At 50.7% G+C, this 18,264-nt stretch carries 16 protein-coding genes; 3 read left to right on the top strand and 13 right to left on the bottom strand.

All coding sequences use genetic code 11. The features are described from left to right. Nucleotides 1-5: 5 nt before the first annotated feature. The 4 genes from ABID13_RS22380 to ABID13_RS22365 form a co-directional block, all read right to left on the bottom strand. Nucleotides 6-1,010 carry a phosphate acyltransferase gene (locus ABID13_RS22380; RefSeq protein WP_048929485.1) on the bottom strand — a complete coding sequence of 335 codons (1,005 nt, stop codon included), beginning with the start codon at nt 1,008-1,010 and terminating at the stop codon, nt 6-8. A 62-nt stretch (nt 1,011-1,072) separates the two neighbouring features. After that, on the bottom strand, nt 1,073-1,312 hold the full coding sequence (locus ABID13_RS22375; protein ID WP_007863006.1) for an acyl carrier protein: 240 nt from the start codon (nt 1,310-1,312) through the stop codon (nt 1,073-1,075). A 105-nt stretch (nt 1,313-1,417) separates the two neighbouring features. Continuing rightward, nucleotides 1,418-1,834: a Zn-ribbon domain-containing OB-fold protein gene (locus tag ABID13_RS22370; protein WP_048929486.1), complete on the bottom strand. Its 417-nt coding sequence runs from the start codon at nt 1,832-1,834 to the stop codon at nt 1,418-1,420. Nucleotides 1,835-1,836: 2 nt separating this feature from the next. Beyond that, a complete protein-coding gene (locus ABID13_RS22365; protein ID WP_048929487.1) occupies nt 1,837-3,156 on the bottom strand; it encodes a thiolase family protein in 1,320 nt (439 codons plus the stop codon). A gap of 161 nt (nt 3,157-3,317) precedes the next feature. On the opposite strand from ABID13_RS22365, the gene ABID13_RS22360 reads away from it, so the two are divergent. Further along, nucleotides 3,318-4,868 (top strand): PucR family transcriptional regulator, encoded by a 1,551-nt coding sequence (locus ABID13_RS22360; RefSeq protein WP_048929488.1) that lies wholly within the window; start codon nt 3,318-3,320, stop codon nt 4,866-4,868. A 51-nt stretch (nt 4,869-4,919) separates the two neighbouring features. Here ABID13_RS22360 and ABID13_RS22355 read toward each other — a convergent pair whose 3' ends face one another. The 5 genes from ABID13_RS22355 to ABID13_RS22335 form a co-directional block, all read right to left on the bottom strand. Further along, complete coding sequence (locus ABID13_RS22355) at nt 4,920-5,492, bottom strand: NADH-ubiquinone oxidoreductase-F iron-sulfur binding region domain-containing protein (RefSeq protein ID WP_045092030.1); 573 nt, start codon at nt 5,490-5,492, stop codon at nt 4,920-4,922. A 13-nt stretch (nt 5,493-5,505) separates the two neighbouring features. Beyond that, nucleotides 5,506-7,596, bottom strand: coding sequence for an FAD-dependent oxidoreductase (locus ABID13_RS22350; protein WP_048929489.1), 2,091 nt, complete (start codon nt 7,594-7,596; stop codon nt 5,506-5,508). 32 nt (nt 7,597-7,628) lie between these two features. Then, nucleotides 7,629-9,116, bottom strand: a complete 1,488-nt coding sequence (locus tag ABID13_RS22345) for an FAD-dependent oxidoreductase (RefSeq protein ID WP_048929490.1) — start codon at nt 9,114-9,116, stop codon at nt 7,629-7,631. 45 nt (nt 9,117-9,161) lie between these two features. Beyond that, on the bottom strand, nt 9,162-11,192 hold the full coding sequence (locus tag ABID13_RS22340) for an NAD(P)/FAD-dependent oxidoreductase (RefSeq protein WP_048929491.1): 2,031 nt from the start codon (nt 11,190-11,192) through the stop codon (nt 9,162-9,164). Nucleotides 11,193-11,403: 211 nt separating this feature from the next. After that, nucleotides 11,404-12,348 carry a flavodoxin family protein gene (locus tag ABID13_RS22335; protein ID WP_007863017.1) on the bottom strand — a complete coding sequence of 315 codons (945 nt, stop codon included), beginning with the start codon at nt 12,346-12,348 and terminating at the stop codon, nt 11,404-11,406. Nucleotides 12,349-12,556: 208 nt separating this feature from the next. Between ABID13_RS22335 and ABID13_RS22330 the strand changes: the two genes are divergently transcribed. Next, nucleotides 12,557-14,131 (top strand): PucR family transcriptional regulator, encoded by a 1,575-nt coding sequence (locus tag ABID13_RS22330; protein WP_007863018.1) that lies wholly within the window; start codon nt 12,557-12,559, stop codon nt 14,129-14,131. A gap of 198 nt (nt 14,132-14,329) precedes the next feature. Here ABID13_RS22330 and ABID13_RS22325 read toward each other — a convergent pair whose 3' ends face one another. Beyond that, entirely contained in the window at nt 14,330-15,196 is an 867-nt protein-coding gene (locus tag ABID13_RS22325; protein WP_007863019.1) for a LysR family transcriptional regulator, read from the bottom strand. A 122-nt stretch (nt 15,197-15,318) separates the two neighbouring features. Here ABID13_RS22325 and ABID13_RS22320 point away from each other — a divergent pair, with 122 nt between their 5' ends. Continuing rightward, nucleotides 15,319-15,567: a YbaK/EbsC family protein gene (locus tag ABID13_RS22320; RefSeq protein WP_242849232.1), complete on the top strand. Its 249-nt coding sequence runs from the start codon at nt 15,319-15,321 to the stop codon at nt 15,565-15,567. Between the two features lie 247 nt (nt 15,568-15,814). On the opposite strand, the gene ABID13_RS22315 is transcribed toward ABID13_RS22320, so the two are convergent. From ABID13_RS22315 to ABID13_RS22305, 3 genes are read right to left on the bottom strand one after another with little or no spacing between them, the layout of a single operon-like run. After that, nucleotides 15,815-16,828 carry an aldo/keto reductase gene (locus ABID13_RS22315; protein WP_117451591.1) on the bottom strand — a complete coding sequence of 338 codons (1,014 nt, stop codon included), beginning with the start codon at nt 16,826-16,828 and terminating at the stop codon, nt 15,815-15,817. Further along, nucleotides 16,825-17,799 (bottom strand): alpha/beta hydrolase, encoded by a 975-nt coding sequence (locus ABID13_RS22310; RefSeq protein ID WP_048929492.1) that lies wholly within the window; start codon nt 17,797-17,799, stop codon nt 16,825-16,827. The genes ABID13_RS22315 and ABID13_RS22310 overlap by 4 nt, the downstream gene beginning before the upstream one ends. 21 nt (nt 17,800-17,820) lie before the next feature. Continuing rightward, a complete protein-coding gene (locus ABID13_RS22305; protein WP_007863029.1) occupies nt 17,821-18,057 on the bottom strand; it encodes a hypothetical protein in 237 nt (78 codons plus the stop codon). Nucleotides 18,058-18,264 lie beyond the last annotated feature (207 nt).

Genomic DNA, 18,264 nt, shown 5'->3' with positions numbered 1-18,264 from the left:
TCTCCTTACCTTTTACTTCCAGCAGCACGCACGGCGCTGATGACAATATTTCCTTTTATCTCGGAAACCGGAGCGCCTCTGGAGCAGTCACATACCACTTTGTTAAATCCCTGAAGCATGGGTCCGTAGGCATTGGCATGACCAAACTGCTGGATCAGCTTCACTCCCACATTTCCCACATTCAGGTCCGGCCAGATGATCACATTAGCCTTTCCTGCTACCCGGCTTTCCCTTGGCACCTTTTTAAGCGCCACCTGGGGTGAAACGGCCGCGTCAAACTGAAATTCTCCATCGATGGCAAGATCCGGGCGCTGCCCATTGGCAATTGCCACCGCCTTAGCCACCTTATCCACCAGCTCTCCCTGGCCGCTTCCCAGAGTGGAGTAGCTGACCATGGCACACCTCGGCTCCCAATCCAGAAGGCTGCTCACCGTATCACAGGCGGAAATCGCAATATCCGCCAGCTGTCCCGCATCCGGATTGGCGCACACAGCGCTGTCACCGATCGCCAGAAGGCTTCCTTCGCTTCCCTTGAATCCCGGAATATCACATAGTCCGATACTGGATATGGCGCTGATTCCCGGCTTCAGGCCGATCACCATCTGCCCGGCCAGCAGCACATCTCCGGTGGTGTTGTCAATTCCCGCAAAGGTCACATCCGCTTCATCCACGGCCTGCATAACCATGGCGTAATACAATGGATTCTGCATCCGGCGGTTCAGCGCCTTCTCCTTTAACATGGCCTGGGGCAAGTCCACATACCGGTCAATCAGGCTCTTTTTATATGTCTCCTCCCTGATATCCACGATTGTGAAAATACTCTCCTCATATCTCTTTTCGGATAATGCCATCCTGATCTCATCCCCATACCCGACAAGCACAGGAATAATATATCCCTCTTTGCCCGTCTCATAAGCCGCCTGCATCATCTTCTCATTGAGAGCCTCCGGAAATGCGATCCGCTGGGGATTCCTTTTTGCTTTTTCATAAATCTGATCCAGTACACTCATAATTGATTCCTCCTGACAAATTTCCTGGAGTCTGTTTGAAAAATCCTCTACAGTTCTATTCCCTACAGTTCTTTTTCAATCAGATCCGTCAGATCTCCAACGGTTGCACAGGCGCTGGCCTCTGAAAGCATCAGCTCCACATCCAGTTCATTTTCAATTTCCGACACAAGGGCAACCATCTGCACGGATGCGCCTCCCAGATCCTCTTTAAAAGATGTGGATGTGTTCAGATCCTTTACATCCTTTTTGTATGACATGGCTACCATCTGAAGTACCTGTGCTTCTAATTCTTTTCTGTCCATTTTATTCTCCTTTTTGTCATTTTCTATCATTATTTCTTTATATGATCCATAGATTGCTGTTCTTCTTATGATCCGCGCATTACTGCTCTTCATCTGATCCGGACATCACTGCTCCTGGTCCAGATCAAACACAACCGTCTTATAACCGCCTTCTCTCTGGAAGATAGACGCATGGCAGTTCAGCGGAAGCTTGGCCGACAATTCCTTACGGTTTTTCTTGCTGATGCCGCGGACCACCGCATTTAACCGGGATCCTTCCTCCAGCTCCACTTCCCCGTAGGCGTATTTTCCCAGGTTCTTGTACTCCGGCTTGGATGAAAGGGCGGCCGGAAGTACGATGGAATGCAGTTTGGCCCTGCCGCTGATCTCATACCACTGGGTTTCATAATTACCGCACTGATTGCAGGCATAAACCGGAGGGAATTCTACATTTCCGCATAACGGGCATTTGCGTCCCAGAATCTTTCCCTCCTCCAGGCCCTCATAAAATGTCTGTACCACCTTTTCTAATTGAATGCTCATCATCACACCTCCTGTTGATCTATTGTACGAAGCAGGACAGCGGCAACGTTCTGGGCGCCGCCATATCCCCTTAACATTGCAGTCTTAGGCTGTTTTTTTACCTGGTGCTCACCGCACTCGCCCCACAGCTGCTTGCAGGCCTCATAGACATCCGCCAGCCCCGATGCCGCATGTGCATGGCCAAAGGAGGTGCGCCCGCCGTTTGTATTGATCGGTTTATCCCCGTCCCACGCCGTGCGTCCGTCACAGATGTATTTCCAGCCCTCGCCGTATGGAAGATATCCGGCGATCTCCGCCGACACCAGGTGAGAGGTGATGATAAAATCATTTGCATAGAACAGGTCCAGGTCATCCCCGGACATGCCTGTGAGTTCGTATACCTGACGCACCGCTTCCTCTGTGGCGCGTACCTCAAAATGAGGTGTGGTGGCTTCACAGGCAGCGCTTCCGATTCCCAGCACCTGGATGGGCCTGTGTTTCAGGTTCTTTGCGATCACCGGAACCATTTCCGTGGCGCACACAATGGCTGCGGCTGCGCCATCACATTTCAGTTCCACGCCTCCGGCGCGCAGGTAATCTCCCATTTTGGGGTTATAGGGGGAATTCATGTATTCGTCCAGCGTCATACCCGCTTCCTCTGCAAGGGACTCATATGTCCGTTTTTCCAGGGAAAGGGGGTTCACGGATGCATTCCGCCGGTTGTTGATACACATCCAGTTCAGGGCATCGTTCATCTGCTCGGCCGTGATGCCCCTGGTCCGCACATACCACTCCGCGACATCGTCATAAATCAGTTCCTGGCCCGCCATCAGGCTTCTTGTGTAAGTGCGGTCATACAGCCATGACGTGGTCTTTAAAAACTTTTCCATGGTCATCTTGTCGCGCTTATACGGGTGCTTGGGGCTTTCCACATTGTCGGCCGGTGACGGAGTGCTGTCACCAAATTCCACCGCGCCTGTGAGAACACAGTTGTATTTTCCTGACGCCACTGCATTGACCGCCTGCTCAATGGCAAGATAACCTGTGCAGCATGCCTCCGAATGGTGGATGGATCCTTTTCCCTTCATTCCAAACCAGTTGGCAACCTGAACATTGGGTGTCAGATAGTTGGAACCGTTGAGCGGGCTTGCTTCACCGTGAAAATAAAAATCCACATCCCGCGGATTGACTCCCGCGTCCTCCATTGCTTTTAATGCCGCGTATCCGAACAGTTCCCCCTCGGTGAGTCCATCCGTCTCCGGATGATCTACCGTGTACATAAATGGGGTACAGCCCACGCCGATGATCGAAACGCTTCTGTTATATTTTCCTAGTGTACTCATAGACAGCTTCCTTCCTTTCCCTTTTTTCTCCCGTTTTTCTATTTACGATTGTGTGATTATTATATATAATAAAAGCACTGTTATCATCGTGTTTCCGGCTAATGATGGCAATTGCCGGAAGCTCATTTTTGTGCGGACGCACAATGCGAAATGGAGGGGTTATGGAATATCAGATCTTATTAGATAAACTGGAAAAGAAACACTATTATCCGCAGATATTCGGCAACAGGCAATCCAACTGCGATATGCTTAACATAAGGATCCTGACACCGGAGCAGAACCGTTTTGAGGAGACCGTCCTCTATCTGACCTCCACTGCTCTGCTCCCCCATAGGGACACGGTTTCCACATTTACACTGTTCTGTTATGGAGATGAGATTGACTTTTCTCCCTATGATGAAAGCGCATTTACCATTGTCTATTTTGGTCCGGAAATCTCACAGGCCCAGCTTTTTAATGTTACGCTGGAAAACCTGACCGAGCTGCAGCAGATCACAACCGGCATGCACATCCTGACCAATGCGCTGTTCTCCGGCAACGGCCTTCAGCACCTGATCGATACCGCTTCCCAGCTGTTTCACAATCCCATTTATGTGGTAGACCTGCAGAATAAATATCTGGCCATGTCCGCGGGCATTATACCGGATAATGATTTCTTCCGTGAGGAAAGCGCTTCCGGTTATATCAGCGAAAAAGGGATCCGGTCCATCCGGTTCAACCGGCTGGACGAGAAGGTCCGAAGCAGCGATACCGCCTACTACTTCATCAACGAGCTGGTCAAAAAGGGGATGCTGGTGGATGCGGTCCATATACAGGAGGTGGAGGTGGGCCATGTGATGATGCTGGAATCCGAGCATCCCTTCCGGGAATATGATGCGGACTTTTTCCACCGCTTCTGCAAACTGGTCTCCATGGAGCTGCAGAAGGATTCCGCCTATTCCAGAAACAGGGGTGTGATGTATTCCTACTTTCTGGCCGATCTTCTGAAAAATCCGCGGCAGAATGTGTCTGATATTAAGGACAGGCTGAAGGTCCTGGGTTACAGCCTGAAGGAGACATTTTATATTGTGGTCATCCCGCCGGTCAGTCACAGTTTTTCAGATCTGAAGCTGGAGGTCATTTTGGAGTATTTGAAAAAGATCTTCGGAGGCAGCATCTATTCCATTTATGAGGACAGCATCGTATTTCTCATCAGCCGGGCCATGGACCAGAACCTCAGTGAATACGAGATATCCCAGCTGTCGGAATACCTGTCGGCCAACCGCCTGAAGGCAGGGATCAGCAACTTTTACCAGAATTTGGAGGACACTCCCCGGTTCTACCGGCAGGCCATTGATTCCGTCCATCTGGGCCTGAAACTTAAGGACCCGGCCCCCATCTATTATTACAGCGACTATTATCTGTTCCAGATGCTGGAGCTGTATGAGAAGGAGGATTCTGAAATACGGTTTCTGATCCACCCGGGACTGATGAAGCTGTACTACTATGACAGGGAAAAGAACACTGATTTTATGGTGACTTTGAGGGAATACCTGACCCGGCCGGGGCAGCCTGCAAAGATTGCTGAAAATCTGCATATCCATAAGAATACACTGCTGTACCGGATGGGAAAGATTAAGGAAATTACGGATTGTGATTTTATCGAGGGGGAAGATTTTATGAATTTTAATTTGTCGGTAAGGATCATGAGGTATTTGGGGATGATTGAGTAAGAAAAAGGAGCCGGACCGGCTGAATTAACGGACCGGCTCTTTTCGTCTGTCTCACCGTCTGCAGGGAATGGGCTTGCGCGGACATTTCGGCTTGACCGCACCGGCCTTTACCACCGCGTCTTCTTCGCACACGCTCATACAGGCGCCGCACTGGGTACACTCATCCTGGTCAATAACGTGAACGAACCGTTTTTTCCCAAGAACCGCGTCCTCCTCACATTCGTCCATGCAGTCCCCGCAGCCCGTGCACCGGTCCGCCAGGATATGATAGGTCATAAACTTCCTGCATATACCGGCTTTGCATCCTTTTTTGCCGATATGCTCTTCAAAATCCCCGCGGTAAGTCTCAATGGCGGCCAGCACCGCGTCTGCGATTTCTTCCCCTGTCCCGCAGAGAGACTGGGTCTTCATCAGGCCGCAGAGTTCTTCCATCAGGCTTAGATCAGAGCTGCGGCCCTTTTTCTCCGTGATGTCGTTTAAGGTCATCTCCAGCTGGGTGATGCCCTCGTATCCGAATACACATTTTCCGCAGGTCCGGCATTCATTAGCGCGGACTTCATTCAAAAGGAGGTCTGCGATACATTCATTCTCTTTCAGGTTCTGAATTTTTTCCAATGTAGTCATCTCTCTTACCCCCTTAGTATTCGTTCCAGAGCTTTGGTCTGGCCAGCTGGAGGCGCAGGTCGCACTGGAGGCATCTTCCGGCCTCGCACATGGCCTGTTCACAGGTAAAGGGATGCTCCGCCTCCTCAAATCCCTGTATGCGCCGGGATGGAGGTTCGGTCCTGGGTTCCTGGCGTTTTAACTCTGCAAAATCTTCCATTCTGCCAATATAAGCGGCCGGGACTTCCTTTTCCAAAAGTTCCTCACTGATATCGCCGTCACCGCCCAGGTACAGGTCCATCTGCTCCGCCGCCCTTCGTCCTGCTGCAATTGCAGCGATCACGGACTTAGTTCCGGTCACAGCGTCACCTGCCGCATAGACCGCCTCCATGCTGGTGCGCAGGTCTGCATCGGCCAGAATGTAAGGGCCGTGTGTCAGCTCCAGTCCCATGTCCTCTGTTCCCTCCGGCTTCTGACCGACCGCAAAGATCACATAGTCTGCAGGAACAATGTGTCTGGTTCCTTCTTCCAGCTCTATGACGGCCTTCCTGTTTTCATCAAAGTAAAATTGCTGAACTTTCTGAAGTTCCACTCCTTCCACCTTGTCCGTACCGGTGATCTGCAGGAAAGAATGGGCCGCGTGGAGGATGATTCCCTCCTGTGTACCTTCCGCAATTTCCTCCGGGGTGGAGGTCATCTGCCGTTCATTTTCCAGGCAGGCGATATGTACCTCTTTTGCGCCCAGACGGACCGCTGTCCTGGCACAGTCATAAGCCACATTGCCGCCGCCCAGGACCATCACCCGTCCGTTCACGGGGAGGGGCGACCCTGTTCTGGCCTGCCGCAGGAAATCGGTGTTTAAGTATACCTGGGGCAAATCGTTTCCTGTCAGAGGAAGTCTGGTTCCCTTATGTGTTCCCACGGAAACCAGCACCGTGTCAAACCCCTGCTGCAAAAGACTGGCCGGAGCCTGGACCGGGGTGTTTGTCTTACATTCAAACCCTGCCTCTAAAACCGTCCGGATCTCCCGGTCCAAAAGCTCATCCGGGAGCCGGTAGGCCGGTATACCGTAACGGCACTGGCCCCCGGCTTTTTCGTTTTTCTCAAACACAGTCACCCCATGTCCTTTTTTCGCCAGATAGTAGGCGGCTGTTAAGCCCGCCGGGCCTGCTCCGATGACAGCGGCCTTCTTTCCCGTGGGGGCTTCCCTGCGTGCATGCTCCTTCCAGGCGCCGCTCTCGTTTACCGCTGCCGCCCGCTTCAGCCTGCACACGGAAAGCGGGGCATCCAGTTCATTTCTCTTGCACTCACTCTCACATGCATGGTTGCAGATGCTTCCCAGCGTCTCCGGAAACGGCACCTTTTCCCGGATCACCGCCGCAGCCTTGTCAAACTCCCCGTCCCTGATATAGCGGATGTATCTGGGAATATCGATATGGGCAGGGCAGGTGCTTTTGCAAGGCACAATGTTTTCCGCATAGGAACGGTCTTCCTTCATGATCCTTACCTGATCCATAATGGAACCGGTGGGACAGACCTCGATACACGCTCCGCAGAAACGGCATCCCGCTTCCTTTAACGACTTTCCATCCGGAACACCTGCGCAGATGCCCGCATCCGTCTTAATATAATCCAGCACCTTTACGCCGCGCAGCTCCTGACAGGCGCGGATACATCTTCCGCAGCGGACACACCTGGTAAACAGGTGGGAGATCAGGGGGTTGCTGTCGTTGTTGGCAAGACTTCTGGATTTCTTTCTCCAACGCTCCGGACTGACCCCCATGTACTGGTACATGGACTGCAGCTCGCATTTGCCATACTTGGGACATCCGGTGCAGTCAGCCGGATGGGTTGCCAGTATCAGTTCCATGGCCGTTTTTCTGACCTTCTCAGCCTTTGCCCCGTTTACCGTAATCTTCATGCCCTCCCGGGCCTCGGTTTTACAGGCCGGGACCGCCTGGTCACCGCCTTCTATTTCCACGGAACACAGGCGGCATCCTCCCTTTGCTTCCAGGTCCGGGTGGCTGCACAGATGGGGGATAAAGATCCCCCCATCCAGCGCCGCGTCCAGTACCGACTGCCCCTGCCTTGCTTCTATTTCTTTTCCGTCAATGGTAATCTTCATTCTTCCGCTCCTGATTCCGCCGTCTGTATTCTCTAATACTCAAACTCATCCAACCCGGCCGCTGCATTTTCACCTGCAATACGCCCGCTGTTTAAACAGAAGCCCATGGTATTGCCGGACAGTATAAAGGGATAGCTGTCCCCGAAAATGTTGCACGCATCGGTTCCCACACAGTACAGACCCGGAATTACCTTTGCCTCCTGTGTCATGACCTCTGTCTTATGGTTGATTTTGACTCCGCCCAGGGAACCGTAAGCGCCCACGTTCTGGCGGCAGCAGTAAAACGGCGCCTTTGCAATAGGCTGCATATAGTGCCTGTCTTTTTCAAAAATCTCATCAAATCCAGCCTCGCACATCTCGTTGTATTCCTCCACCTGCGCGGCCAGGCCTTCCGCATCAATGCCTGCTTTTTCGGCCAGTTCCTCAATGGTGTCCGCCTGCGCGATCGGCTCATATCCGTCCGCCAGATCCCGGTTCCACTGTTCGTCAAAGTGATCATACAGGTCGTGGGGGTGTACGTGGCTGACAATGTCCGGACCTTTTTTCTTGTATTTTTTAAGCAGCTTGCTGTCAAAGATAGAATAGGCCACGCTGCCGGGCTGGGCCGTGACCGCATTTCCTGTAAAGGTGGTGTTTCCGATCTGATCCTCCGGCATGAACCTCTGCCCGTTGCGGTTGACCCACAGGCACGGCTGGCGGAACGCGCCGTCCAGGATAAAATGATTCATATTGTCGGGAAGCTGGTACATCAGCTCCATGGTGCACGGCTCCTTGCCTGCCCCTGCTTCCCATGCCATCTTAATCCCGTCCCCCTTCATTCCCGGAATAGCGAAATTAAAAATGGTCTTTCCGAACTCATATCCAGTCTCTTCTTTGATCATGACAGGATTATCGCCAAAGCCGCCGGTGGCAAGGATCACTGATTGGGCCCTGGCCTCAATCTCTTCACCGTCTTTATCCTTGGCCATCACTCCTACCGCGCGGCCGTCTTCCATAATGACCTTGCAGACAGGAGTCTCCAGCAGGAATTCCACTCCCAGGTCTTTTGCACGCTCCGTCATCTTTTTTGTCATGGATGTGGCTGCCCTTGGCCCAGGGATGCCGCCGTCCTCGGGCTTGCATACATGCCATGTAAATTCACCGTCCGAGTATGCTCTCGTATTCTCCGGCGCACTGAACGCCCTCTGCACACCTGCAAATTCCACGCCCATATCCGACAGCCAGTCAATGGTATCCCCTGACTTGAAGTAATAATCACGCACCATCCGCGCGTCCACACGGTAGTGGGTGAAATACATGTGCTTGCGGAACGCCTCCCCAGGAGTAAGGGAGATCATGTGCTCCCTCTGAATCCTGGAACCGACTCCCAGAGGTCCCATGCCCATATTGGCCGCACCTCCTGTGGTGTTGGACTTTTCAAAAACCAGTACCCTGGCCCCGTTTTCCGCCGCTGAAATGCAGGCTGCAAGGCCGGAAAGGCCGGCTGCCACAACAATAACGTCTGTTTCCATTTTCCTCATAACCAATAATACCTCCAATTTTTTTATTCAATTTCACATCATCAGTCACACGATATCAATCGCCGCTTCATAGCCCGCATGGACCGCATCTCCGACTTTCCCGGCCCTGTCACAGTCCCCGATGACATATGTCCTGATTCCTCCGGCCATCTCCCGGATCTCTTCCACAACTGCCTTGTCCGCCTTCATCCCCATGGAATATACGCATGTATCCGCCGCAATCAGCTTTTGTTCGCCGTCCGTTTCAACCAGCACGCCTTTATCTGTAAACTCCAGCACCTTTGTATGAAGCATCTGCTTCAAACCGCGCCGGTCCATTTCATCCAAAAGGGCATTGCGGTAGTATCCAAATGTTTCAAACGCCATCATTCCCTGCATCTCGATCACAGTCACCTCATGGCCATGGTTGGCCAGATGGAGTCCCACTTCACAGCCTACCAGTCCGCCGCCTGCAAGAACCACGTGTTTTCCTATTTTGTCCATATTGTGATATGCTTCCAATGCATTCATGGCCCGGTCAATTCCCTTAATGGGCGGCTTTATGGGTCGTGCGCCTGTGGCTATGATCACAGCATCCGGCTTACACTCATCCATGATTTCCCTGGAACACACCGTATTCAGGCGGATATCTGCCCCGGCTTCCCCGGCCCCACTTTCCCCGGCTTCGCGGATCAGAAGATTCTTAAAATTTCTAAGGTCCTCCTTGTCCTCGTCATAGTCCGTAAAGTTGATCGTACCGCCAAGTTCCCCTGTCTTTTCAAGGAGTGTCACCTTGTGCCCACGCTTCCTGGCAGTGATGGCAGCCTGCAGGCCTCCCACCCCGCCGCCAATGATCAGCACATTTCTGCTTTTTGTGGGATATGGGTGCCGGTCCTCATACCAGCCGAACCCGGAATTGGGGTTAATGGCACAGCGCCCCATGGATGCGGGGCTGTAAATGCGGTCAACATCCTCCTTGGAAAGCCCTTTTTCCCAGAGAGGCACATCGGTCCTGTGCTCGCAGAAACCGGGATAACAGGAAAAGCATCTCACACATTTGCGTATGGTATCTTCCCTGCCGGAAAATGCCTTGTTGGGAAATTCAGGATCCGCAAATCCCTGGCGTCCCAGTTCAATAAAATCCGCCTTCCCATCCGCGATCACCTGATCCGCAAAGGCCGGGTCGTTGATTCCGCCGATTACCGCTACTTTTGATCTGGTTACCGCCGCCTTGACCTTTGCCGCATGTTCTACGTTTACGCCGTGCACATCAAAGAAATCCGAGAATGTCTGCGTCTGGTTTCCCGCCCATTTCAAACCGTTGGAAACATGGATGATATCAGCCATGCCATCGATCTCCCGGCAGAATTCCACCATATCGTCAATGGTCATTCCTCCGTTTACTCCGTCCTCCGCCGACATGCGCAGTTCCAGGATCATATCTTCCCCAATGCCCTCACGCACTGCTTCCAGGATCATTTTGGGGAACCGGGCGCGGTTTTCCATGCTTCCGCCGAATTCATCGGTCCGGTGATTGGTCCACGGCGAGATAAACTGCTGCATGTTAAAGCCGTGCCCGCCGTGAACCAACACTCCGTCAAATCCGCAGGCCTTTGCCAATTTGGAAATCTTCCGGTAATCATTGCAGATCTTTTCCATCATTGCAGGGTTCAGCGCAAAAACCTGTACCCCGTCCTCCCGCACATAGGCGTCCGGGCCCCAGGGAACATAAGGCGCTTTTGTCTCAGCCACCGCTCCCTCATGGGAAAATTCCAGATAGGCGAGAGCGCCATGCTTCCTGATGCGGTCCGCATACTCCCTGATCTTTTTAAAATCTTCCCCATCGTAGTCATCCATGTCAATGGCACGTTCCATAAACAGGGTGGTGCCCTCCTCATTGTTCACGGGCAGCTCCCCCGTTGACACGGCCGCAAACCCGCCCTTGGCCCGGTTCTCTACCATCCGGTATACATTTTCAGCAATCTCAGGCAGAAAAAATACGGAATGTGCAAACAGGGTAGGTGCTGCGATCAGGCGGTTTCTGTACACTTTTCCCCGGATTGTCATGGGGCTTTCCAGATGTGTGAATTGACTCATTGCCTCTCCTTTTTGGCAGACCGTTGCAGAGCGTGTTTGAATATGCTCCGGTCCGGAATCCATTATTATTTTATCGTAACTGTTCAGTGACATTTGATCTGATTCAAATTATAGTGGATTGACAATCCCTTAACATCATGCCTGCACCTTATGTTTTCCGCCGCAGATAGCTGGTTTTTGTGCAAACGCACAAAGTAGTATAAGTATACTTTTAAATCCCCTTAAACTGCTTATTCTTATACTTCCGCACCCTTTCCTGCACCGCCTTCAGATTCTTTGGCTCTGCATAAAATCCGCCCTCGGTATGCCCGATCTCTTCCAGGTGCTTTGCCCGGCCTGCCACTGTGGTGCGGTCCTTCAGATATCCGTCTTTTTGGATGACAAATCTCCATTTTCCATCCCCTGTCCGTTCCAGATCTCCGCCCGCGCCGCAGACCTGACATTCCACGGGATAATGCAGCCCGTCCCACTGGGGTTCTCCCAGCACCAGGGCATTGGAGTGACAATTTGGACACCAGCCCATATCCTCATCTCCCAGCCATCCGCGCTCCCCGGGAGGTGTTGCCGCTGCTTTCATGATATGTTCTCCCATCTTTCTCGCACGGGCCATGAGAGCGTCATCCAACAGGCACTGGGCACGGCCCGGAACCCGCGTTGCCAGTATCATATCCACCACCTTCATATCCGTGGTGAACATGGTGGCCTGCATGGCTTCCAGAGCCATGGACTGCCATGCCCTGGTGGAACCGCCCGCACAGATCAGCCCCGCAACCCGGTCCTTATGGTCAATTGCACCAATGGTCTCCAAAAATGCCGTCTCATAGCTCAAACTTCTCTGGGCAAATATAAGATACTCCGCATTGGGCATCAGATCGTAGGTGGGCGCTGAAAAGATCACCGCGTCCTGGTCCAGCATCACTTCCATGATCTTCTTTTTATCATCCTTTTCATCCAGCACACAGCCTGTATGCTTTCCCTGTGCCATGCCTCTTGTGCACGAGGTACAGCCCGTGCAGCTCTCGATGTGATAATCCTTTAAATTGATCATTGTCACATCCGCACCGGCCTCCTCGCAGTACATAAGCGCCTCCTTTAACAGGATCTCACTGTTGCTGTCCTTTCTGCCTGCTGTAATCCCCATTACTTTAACTGCCATCTCTTTTCCTCCTGGACATTTGTATGTACTCTCGGAGATTCCTCCTGTACACTTGTCTGAATCGACTTTTGATTGAAACAGATTCCCGAATCTGTTATACTTCATATAAAATATATCAGTTATTTTTTTAACAGGCACCCGTTTCAAGTCGGATCTTATCCGCATTTTCGTGTTACTTTTCGTACATTTGTCTGACAGGAGGCTGTACATGGCATATTTGGAAACGATCGTCCGTCATCTGGAGGAGATATTTGATATTAAAATAGAAGGGCAGTGGAATGGGCGGACCAGGATTGAGGGGATCCGCTTTTTGGCCTGTGAGCAGGACCGGGCAGGGCAGGGACAGACATATATGGGACGGACATATGGGGGACAGGCACAGGACTTAGAGGGGCAGCTCCTTTATATCAGTGATTCCAAGAACGAGCTCCCCGCCAGGCGCCCTCGGAACCTTTTGATGGTGGGGTTATGTGAGCCGCTGCCTGACCCTCACATTATCTATATCAGGGAACAGATCGGCCTGGCCCAACTGTTTAATGCGGTCCAGGAAGTCATTTTCATGCACAATACACAAAAGCTGAAACAGGAGGAACTGTTCCGGTCGCTGCACAGCGGCCACGGGATCGAGGGGCTGGCCCATGTGGCCCACGCCTATCTGGGCAATCCTGTGACAATATGCGATACCAGTTTTTCAATCATTGCAGCCAGTCCCGTGGTGGAGGATGCTGATAATCTGGAGAAAAAACATGGACGCCTCTATCTGAAGGACGCCCTTTTTCAGAACATGGAGGACCGCAAAATCATCAGACACATTTATTCCTCCTCTGCGCCCTATGTCACAACCCTTGATGATTATCCATATAAATGGGTATTTGAGAGTATACGCATCCGGCATGCAGTGGTGGGATATGTCTGCGTCAGAGGGACAGTCCGTGAATTTACAGAAGATGATTTAGAATTGATCGATGTATTTTCCCAAATGCTTTCCATTGAAATGCAGAAGGACGCCGGTTACCGCCATCCCACCGGCCTGAAATATGAATATTTCCTCACGGAGCTGCTGGAGGGGCATTTTGACCGCACGGAATACATAACCAGCCACCTGCTCCAGCTGGGACGCGTGCAGATGCCCTATTATACCATTCTGCTGCTGTCATTTACGGACCCGGACCACAAACCAAGTCAATATAAAGGCTATTTTGAACAATTGCTTGCCCTGCTGCCGAATTGTATGGTGGTGCTGTTTCACGGCTGCCTGACCGTGCTTTTGCCCGGCGATTCAGCGGAGCCCTTCAGCGAAACATGCAGGAGCCGTTTTGATGCCTTCTTACAGCTGAACCATATGCAGGCTTTTATCAGTTATCCCTATACCGACATTGCAAAAAGCAGCATCTACTACCAACAAGTAAAAGAGCTGTCTTTGCTATACGCAAAAACAGCCCGGCCGGATCACCCGTCCTTTGTTTACTATGAAACATATTTTATGGAGCACGGCTTCTATCAGTACCATGATAAGAACCTTCTAAGCGCTTCCGTCCATCCTGCCATTACCCGTATCATGGAATATGACAGGACCGCCAACACGGAATACGCCCGGACCCTGCGCGTATACCTTGCCCAGAACCGGAACGCCCTGTCCGCAGCCAGGGAGCTGCACATCCACAAAAGCACTTTCTTTTACCGCCTTGGGAAAATGTCGGACCTGTTTGGGATCGATATGAATGACGGACTGGCCCTGTTTACCTATGAATACTCGTTCCGGGTGCTGGATTACCTGGGATAGGCCCTTATATGAGATTTGCTTTTTCACAAAACATCCGCATTTCTTTTACTATCTACAACACCGCAAACAGTCTTTTTGCCAAAGATTTTAGAAAATTTAAGAAAAATATTTTTCATTTCATAAAATCAGCGCATCTATACACAACCGAAAATCCGGCTGAATATAAATGCGCTGTTTCATACTTTCAATATAGGATTTTTAACGGTATTGAAGATACTCCAAGAACCGTTTGACTGCGAGTGAAGCTGTCTTTTTACTCCGCAGGGCAATTCCGATTTTTCGATATGCGGGTACATCTAATTCCTTTGCCACAATCCGGTATGGAACGCGCTTCAAAATCAATTCCGGCAAAATGCTGATACCAAGACCGCTTTCCACCATTGACATAATCGCGTAATCGTCCCATGTTGTAAAATGTACGTTGGGCGTCAGGTTACAGCGTTCAAATATTTCCGACACTTCCGTTTTTGCGCCTTTCTCCAAGAGCATGAATGGCTCGTTGCAAAGAGCCGCCACAGGGACTTTTTCAAGCTGCGCCAGAGCATGATTTTCCGGCAAAATGACAAGCAGCCTGTCCTGTTCTAAAAAAACGGTTTCAAAGTCAGAATAAGTCGGTAATCGCAGGAAGCCGCAATCCACGCGCCCCTCTGAAATCCATTCCTCAATCTCTGTATAATCTCCAAGCAGTAATTCATAATCAATGCCCGGATAGGCCTTTTGAAATTCCCTGATAATATTCGGGAGCCAGTGCGTTGCTACGCTGGAAAATGTGCCGATACGGATAAGCCCCGATTGCAGCCCGTTCAGTTCGTCCACTTCCATTTGCAGCTTTTCATATTCCATGCAGACACTCTTTGCATGAGGAAGCAACTTCATTCCATCGCTTGTCAGCTTTACGCCGGATTTCCCCCTTTCCAATAAGACAACTTTCCATTCCTTTTCCAAGTCGTTTATCATACGGCTAATACCAGATTGAGAGTAATTCAGTATTTCTGCGGCTTTTGTGAAACTGCCATACTCGACCGTCTTGACAAACGCCATATATTTTTGAATATTCATGTCCATGTTGTCACCCTGTTCCATTCATCTGATTTTATCATATATCCTATGATAAACATTCGCTTTTGTAATTACATGGAACATGGTAAACTGAATACGCAAAAAAGTCAAGCGGGAGTGTGACCACAATGTTTTATGTAAGTGAAATTCAAACCGAAGCCCCCTGTCGCTTTCAGACGCAGCTTCAGGAAAAAGTTTATGAGGCGTTAGAAAAACTGCAAATTCCTTTCCAGCGTGTCGATACCGATGAAGCGATTACTATGGAGGATTGCGTTGCCATTGATGAAAAACTGGATATGAACATGGTAAAAACCTTGTTCCTCTGCAATCGGCAACAGACAGATTTTTATTTGTTTATTACCATCGGCAGGATATGACGGTATCGGGGAGGTATCGTCATGTTCTTTTTTCATGTGCATAATGGCAGCTTGCTAAAAAAATCTCATTTCAAACAGCACGTCAGTTTGCCAACAAATATGAACTGTATGCTCATTTAGTATGTCTTGACATGGAGCATATCGAATATGCTTTTAATGCCTTTTGCCTCCTGTTTCTCAACACTCTGCCTACACTGGCACGGACTTTTGGGGCGGAAGCATATCGATCAAAATAAGGGACCTCCTATTAATACCAGTCATGTTTTTCGCCCCGGTCCAGGGCATTGATCTGCTCCATCTCCTCCCTTGTCAGTTCAAAGTCAAACAGGGAAATGTTCTCACGGATATGCTCCGGGTTGCTGGAACCGGGAATTACCACAACGCCCTTTTGCAGATTCCATCGCAGAATCACCTGTGCCGCGGAGCGTCCGTGAGCCCGGGCAATGGAAACAATGGCTTCATCATTCAAAAGTTCCCGGGTGTGCCCCCTGCCTCCCAAAGGGTACCAGCCCTCCATCACAATTCCCAGACCGTGCATATAGCCGATAACTTCGCTTTCCTGATAATAGGGATGGATTTCATTTTGGACCACCGCCGGGGGAATGGCCACCTGGGGAAGAAAAGTATCTATCTCCTCAATATACCAGTTAGAAAGACCGATGGAACGGATTTTTCCATCTGCCACCGCCTGCTCCATGGCTTTGTACGCCTGCACATCACCAGAACCCGGATGATGGAGCAGCATCAGGTCAATATACTCCACTCCCAGGGCTTCCAATGCCTCGTCTATGGCCTCCGCTGCATAGGCAAACTGTGTGGGATACAGCTTTGTGGTAAGAAAGATCTCTTCCCTTGGCACGCCGGACTGCCGGATTCCCCGGCCAACTGCCGTTTCATTGTGGTACATATAAGCAGTATCGATCAGCCGCACTCCGCTGTCCAGTGCTGATACAATGGAATTTACACATTCATCATCCAAGAGACTGTATGTACCGATTCCGGCAATGGGCATTTCATAACCACTGTTCAGCCTGACCGTGGGAGCCATACCATTTTCCCCGGCAGGCAGATCAAAGACAGCTGCATCTGCCGTGGCTTCAGACGTCTGGTCTGCGGTCTGAACCGCAGACCGGAAGGAGGTTTCGTTGGCCGGCGGATTTAAAGAAGTTCCGCCTGACTGCGGATTTGGTGAAATTCCGCTGCCGCAGAGCAAAAGCAGAGAAAAAGCAGCCACCGGTATTAATATATATGTTATTTTCATTGTGATCTCCCCTGGCACAAATTTTCCGTAAAAAAGCTTTCGATCTTATGAAATGGGATCTTATCTTTCCTGTCATACAGGTCTGTGTGGACCGTATCGGGCAGGATCAAAAGCTCCTTGTTACCGCCTGTCAGCTTTGAAAAGGCATCCCGGCTGAAATAGCAGGAGTGTGCCTTCTCGCCATGGATCATCAGCACCGCGCTGCGGATCTCCTCACTATACTGTAAGATCGGCATATTGATAAAGGACAGAGAGGACGTCTTATTCCAGCCCTCATTGGAGTTCAGGGAACGCTCCGTATACCCGCGCTCCGTCTTGTAATAATCGTAATAATCCTTCACAAAAAAGGGGGCGTCATCGGGAAGCGGGTCAGCTACACCCCCGGCCCTGGCAAAGGTACCGGACTTAAAATCCTCTGTGCGCTGGGCGTTCAGAGTTTTCTTCATCTCATAGCGTGTCTGGGCACTGTCATCCTGATCAAAGTAGCCCTTTGCATTAACACGGGTCATATCATACATAGTGGACGTAACCGTTGCTTTGATACGGGTATCCATGGCCGCTGCGTTTAAAGCCATTCCACCGAAGCCGCAGATTCCTATGGCGCCGATCCTCTCGGGATCTACCATATCCATATTGGAAAGAACGTCCACCGCGGCAGAGAAATCCTCCGTGTTGATGTCCGGTGAAGCCACGTTCCTCGCCTCTTCCCCGCTTTCTCCAATAAAAGACGGGTCAAAAGCCAAGGCCGCAAAACCTCTGGACGCCATCTCATCTGCGTACAACCCTGACGCCTGCTCCTTCACCGCGCCAAAGGGACCGCACACAGCGATTGCAGCCAGCCTGTCTTTAGCGCCCTTTGGCACGTAAAGATCTCCGGCCAGTTCAATGCCGTAACGGTTTCTGAAATATACCTTTGTTCTGGTGACATTTTCACTGAGTTTAAATGAATATCCTTCAAAAGCTGCTTTCATGGGAATCCTCCTCCATCATCCTTAAAATACATTTCCGCGTTTGATCTGGTAGACCAGAAAATCCAGACAATCTATCTGTCTCTGGCTTTGGTGGACTGTATCCAGCAAAGCATCCTTTTGCTGCGCGAGTATCCGCAGCAACTGGGCCTGCCGCCCTTCTTCCACTAAGCACAGGCAGGCCCAAACTGTCTGGGAATCAAAACCTGCATCCACCAGGTTTTGTATCAAAATCCCCTGCTTATCTGATGCTTTTGCCATATAAGTCCCCTCCTGATTCAGATTATACGATCTCCTCTCGGAAATAGCCAATACTTGTTTTCTATAACTAGATATTCTTGAAATAAATATCTTGGCAGTGTATACTATAACCTGGTTAGTTGAAATCCTAAATGCAACATTGAAGTTGTAAATGCACATTGGAAATTTCACGAAGTTGTAAATGCACCATGACATGGGTAAATGCAA

This window comes from Enterocloster citroniae (assembly GCF_040545455.1).
In the GTDB taxonomy this organism is placed as follows: domain Bacteria; phylum Bacillota; class Clostridia; order Lachnospirales; family Lachnospiraceae; genus Enterocloster; species Enterocloster citroniae.
This window is presented reverse-complemented; position numbering and strand designations above follow the sequence as displayed.

Coding starts and splice junctions, on each gene's coding strand:
- ABID13_RS22370 (WP_048929486.1), bottom strand. CDS start 1,834: ATGAGCATTCAATTAGAAAAGGTGGTACAGACATTTTATGAGGGCCTG.
- ABID13_RS22355 (WP_045092030.1), bottom strand. CDS start 5,492: ATGACTACATTGGAAAAAATTCAGAACCTGAAAGAGAATGAATGTATC.
- ABID13_RS22305 (WP_007863029.1), bottom strand. CDS start 18,057: ATGGCAAAAGCATCAGATAAGCAGGGGATTTTGATACAAAACCTGGTG.
- ABID13_RS22360 (WP_048929488.1), top strand. CDS start 3,318: ATGGAATATCAGATCTTATTAGATAAACTGGAAAAGAAACACTATTAT.
- ABID13_RS22320 (WP_242849232.1), top strand. CDS start 15,319: ATGTTTTATGTAAGTGAAATTCAAACCGAAGCCCCCTGTCGCTTTCAG.
- ABID13_RS22380 (WP_048929485.1), bottom strand. CDS start 1,010: ATGAGTGTACTGGATCAGATTTATGAAAAAGCAAAAAGGAATCCCCAG.
- ABID13_RS22340 (WP_048929491.1), bottom strand. CDS start 11,192: ATGAGTCAATTCACACATCTGGAAAGCCCCATGACAATCCGGGGAAAA.
- ABID13_RS22330 (WP_007863018.1), top strand. CDS start 12,557: ATGGCATATTTGGAAACGATCGTCCGTCATCTGGAGGAGATATTTGAT.
- ABID13_RS22335 (WP_007863017.1), bottom strand. CDS start 12,348: ATGGCAGTTAAAGTAATGGGGATTACAGCAGGCAGAAAGGACAGCAAC.
- ABID13_RS22325 (WP_007863019.1), bottom strand. CDS start 15,196: ATGGACATGAATATTCAAAAATATATGGCGTTTGTCAAGACGGTCGAG.
- ABID13_RS22315 (WP_117451591.1), bottom strand. CDS start 16,828: ATGAAAATAACATATATATTAATACCGGTGGCTGCTTTTTCTCTGCTT.
- ABID13_RS22365 (WP_048929487.1), bottom strand. CDS start 3,156: ATGAGTACACTAGGAAAATATAACAGAAGCGTTTCGATCATCGGCGTG.
- ABID13_RS22375 (WP_007863006.1), bottom strand. CDS start 1,312: ATGGACAGAAAAGAATTAGAAGCACAGGTACTTCAGATGGTAGCCATG.
- ABID13_RS22310 (WP_048929492.1), bottom strand. CDS start 17,799: ATGAAAGCAGCTTTTGAAGGATATTCATTTAAACTCAGTGAAAATGTC.
- ABID13_RS22345 (WP_048929490.1), bottom strand. CDS start 9,116: ATGAGGAAAATGGAAACAGACGTTATTGTTGTGGCAGCCGGCCTTTCC.
- ABID13_RS22350 (WP_048929489.1), bottom strand. CDS start 7,596: ATGAAGATTACCATTGACGGAAAAGAAATAGAAGCAAGGCAGGGGCAG.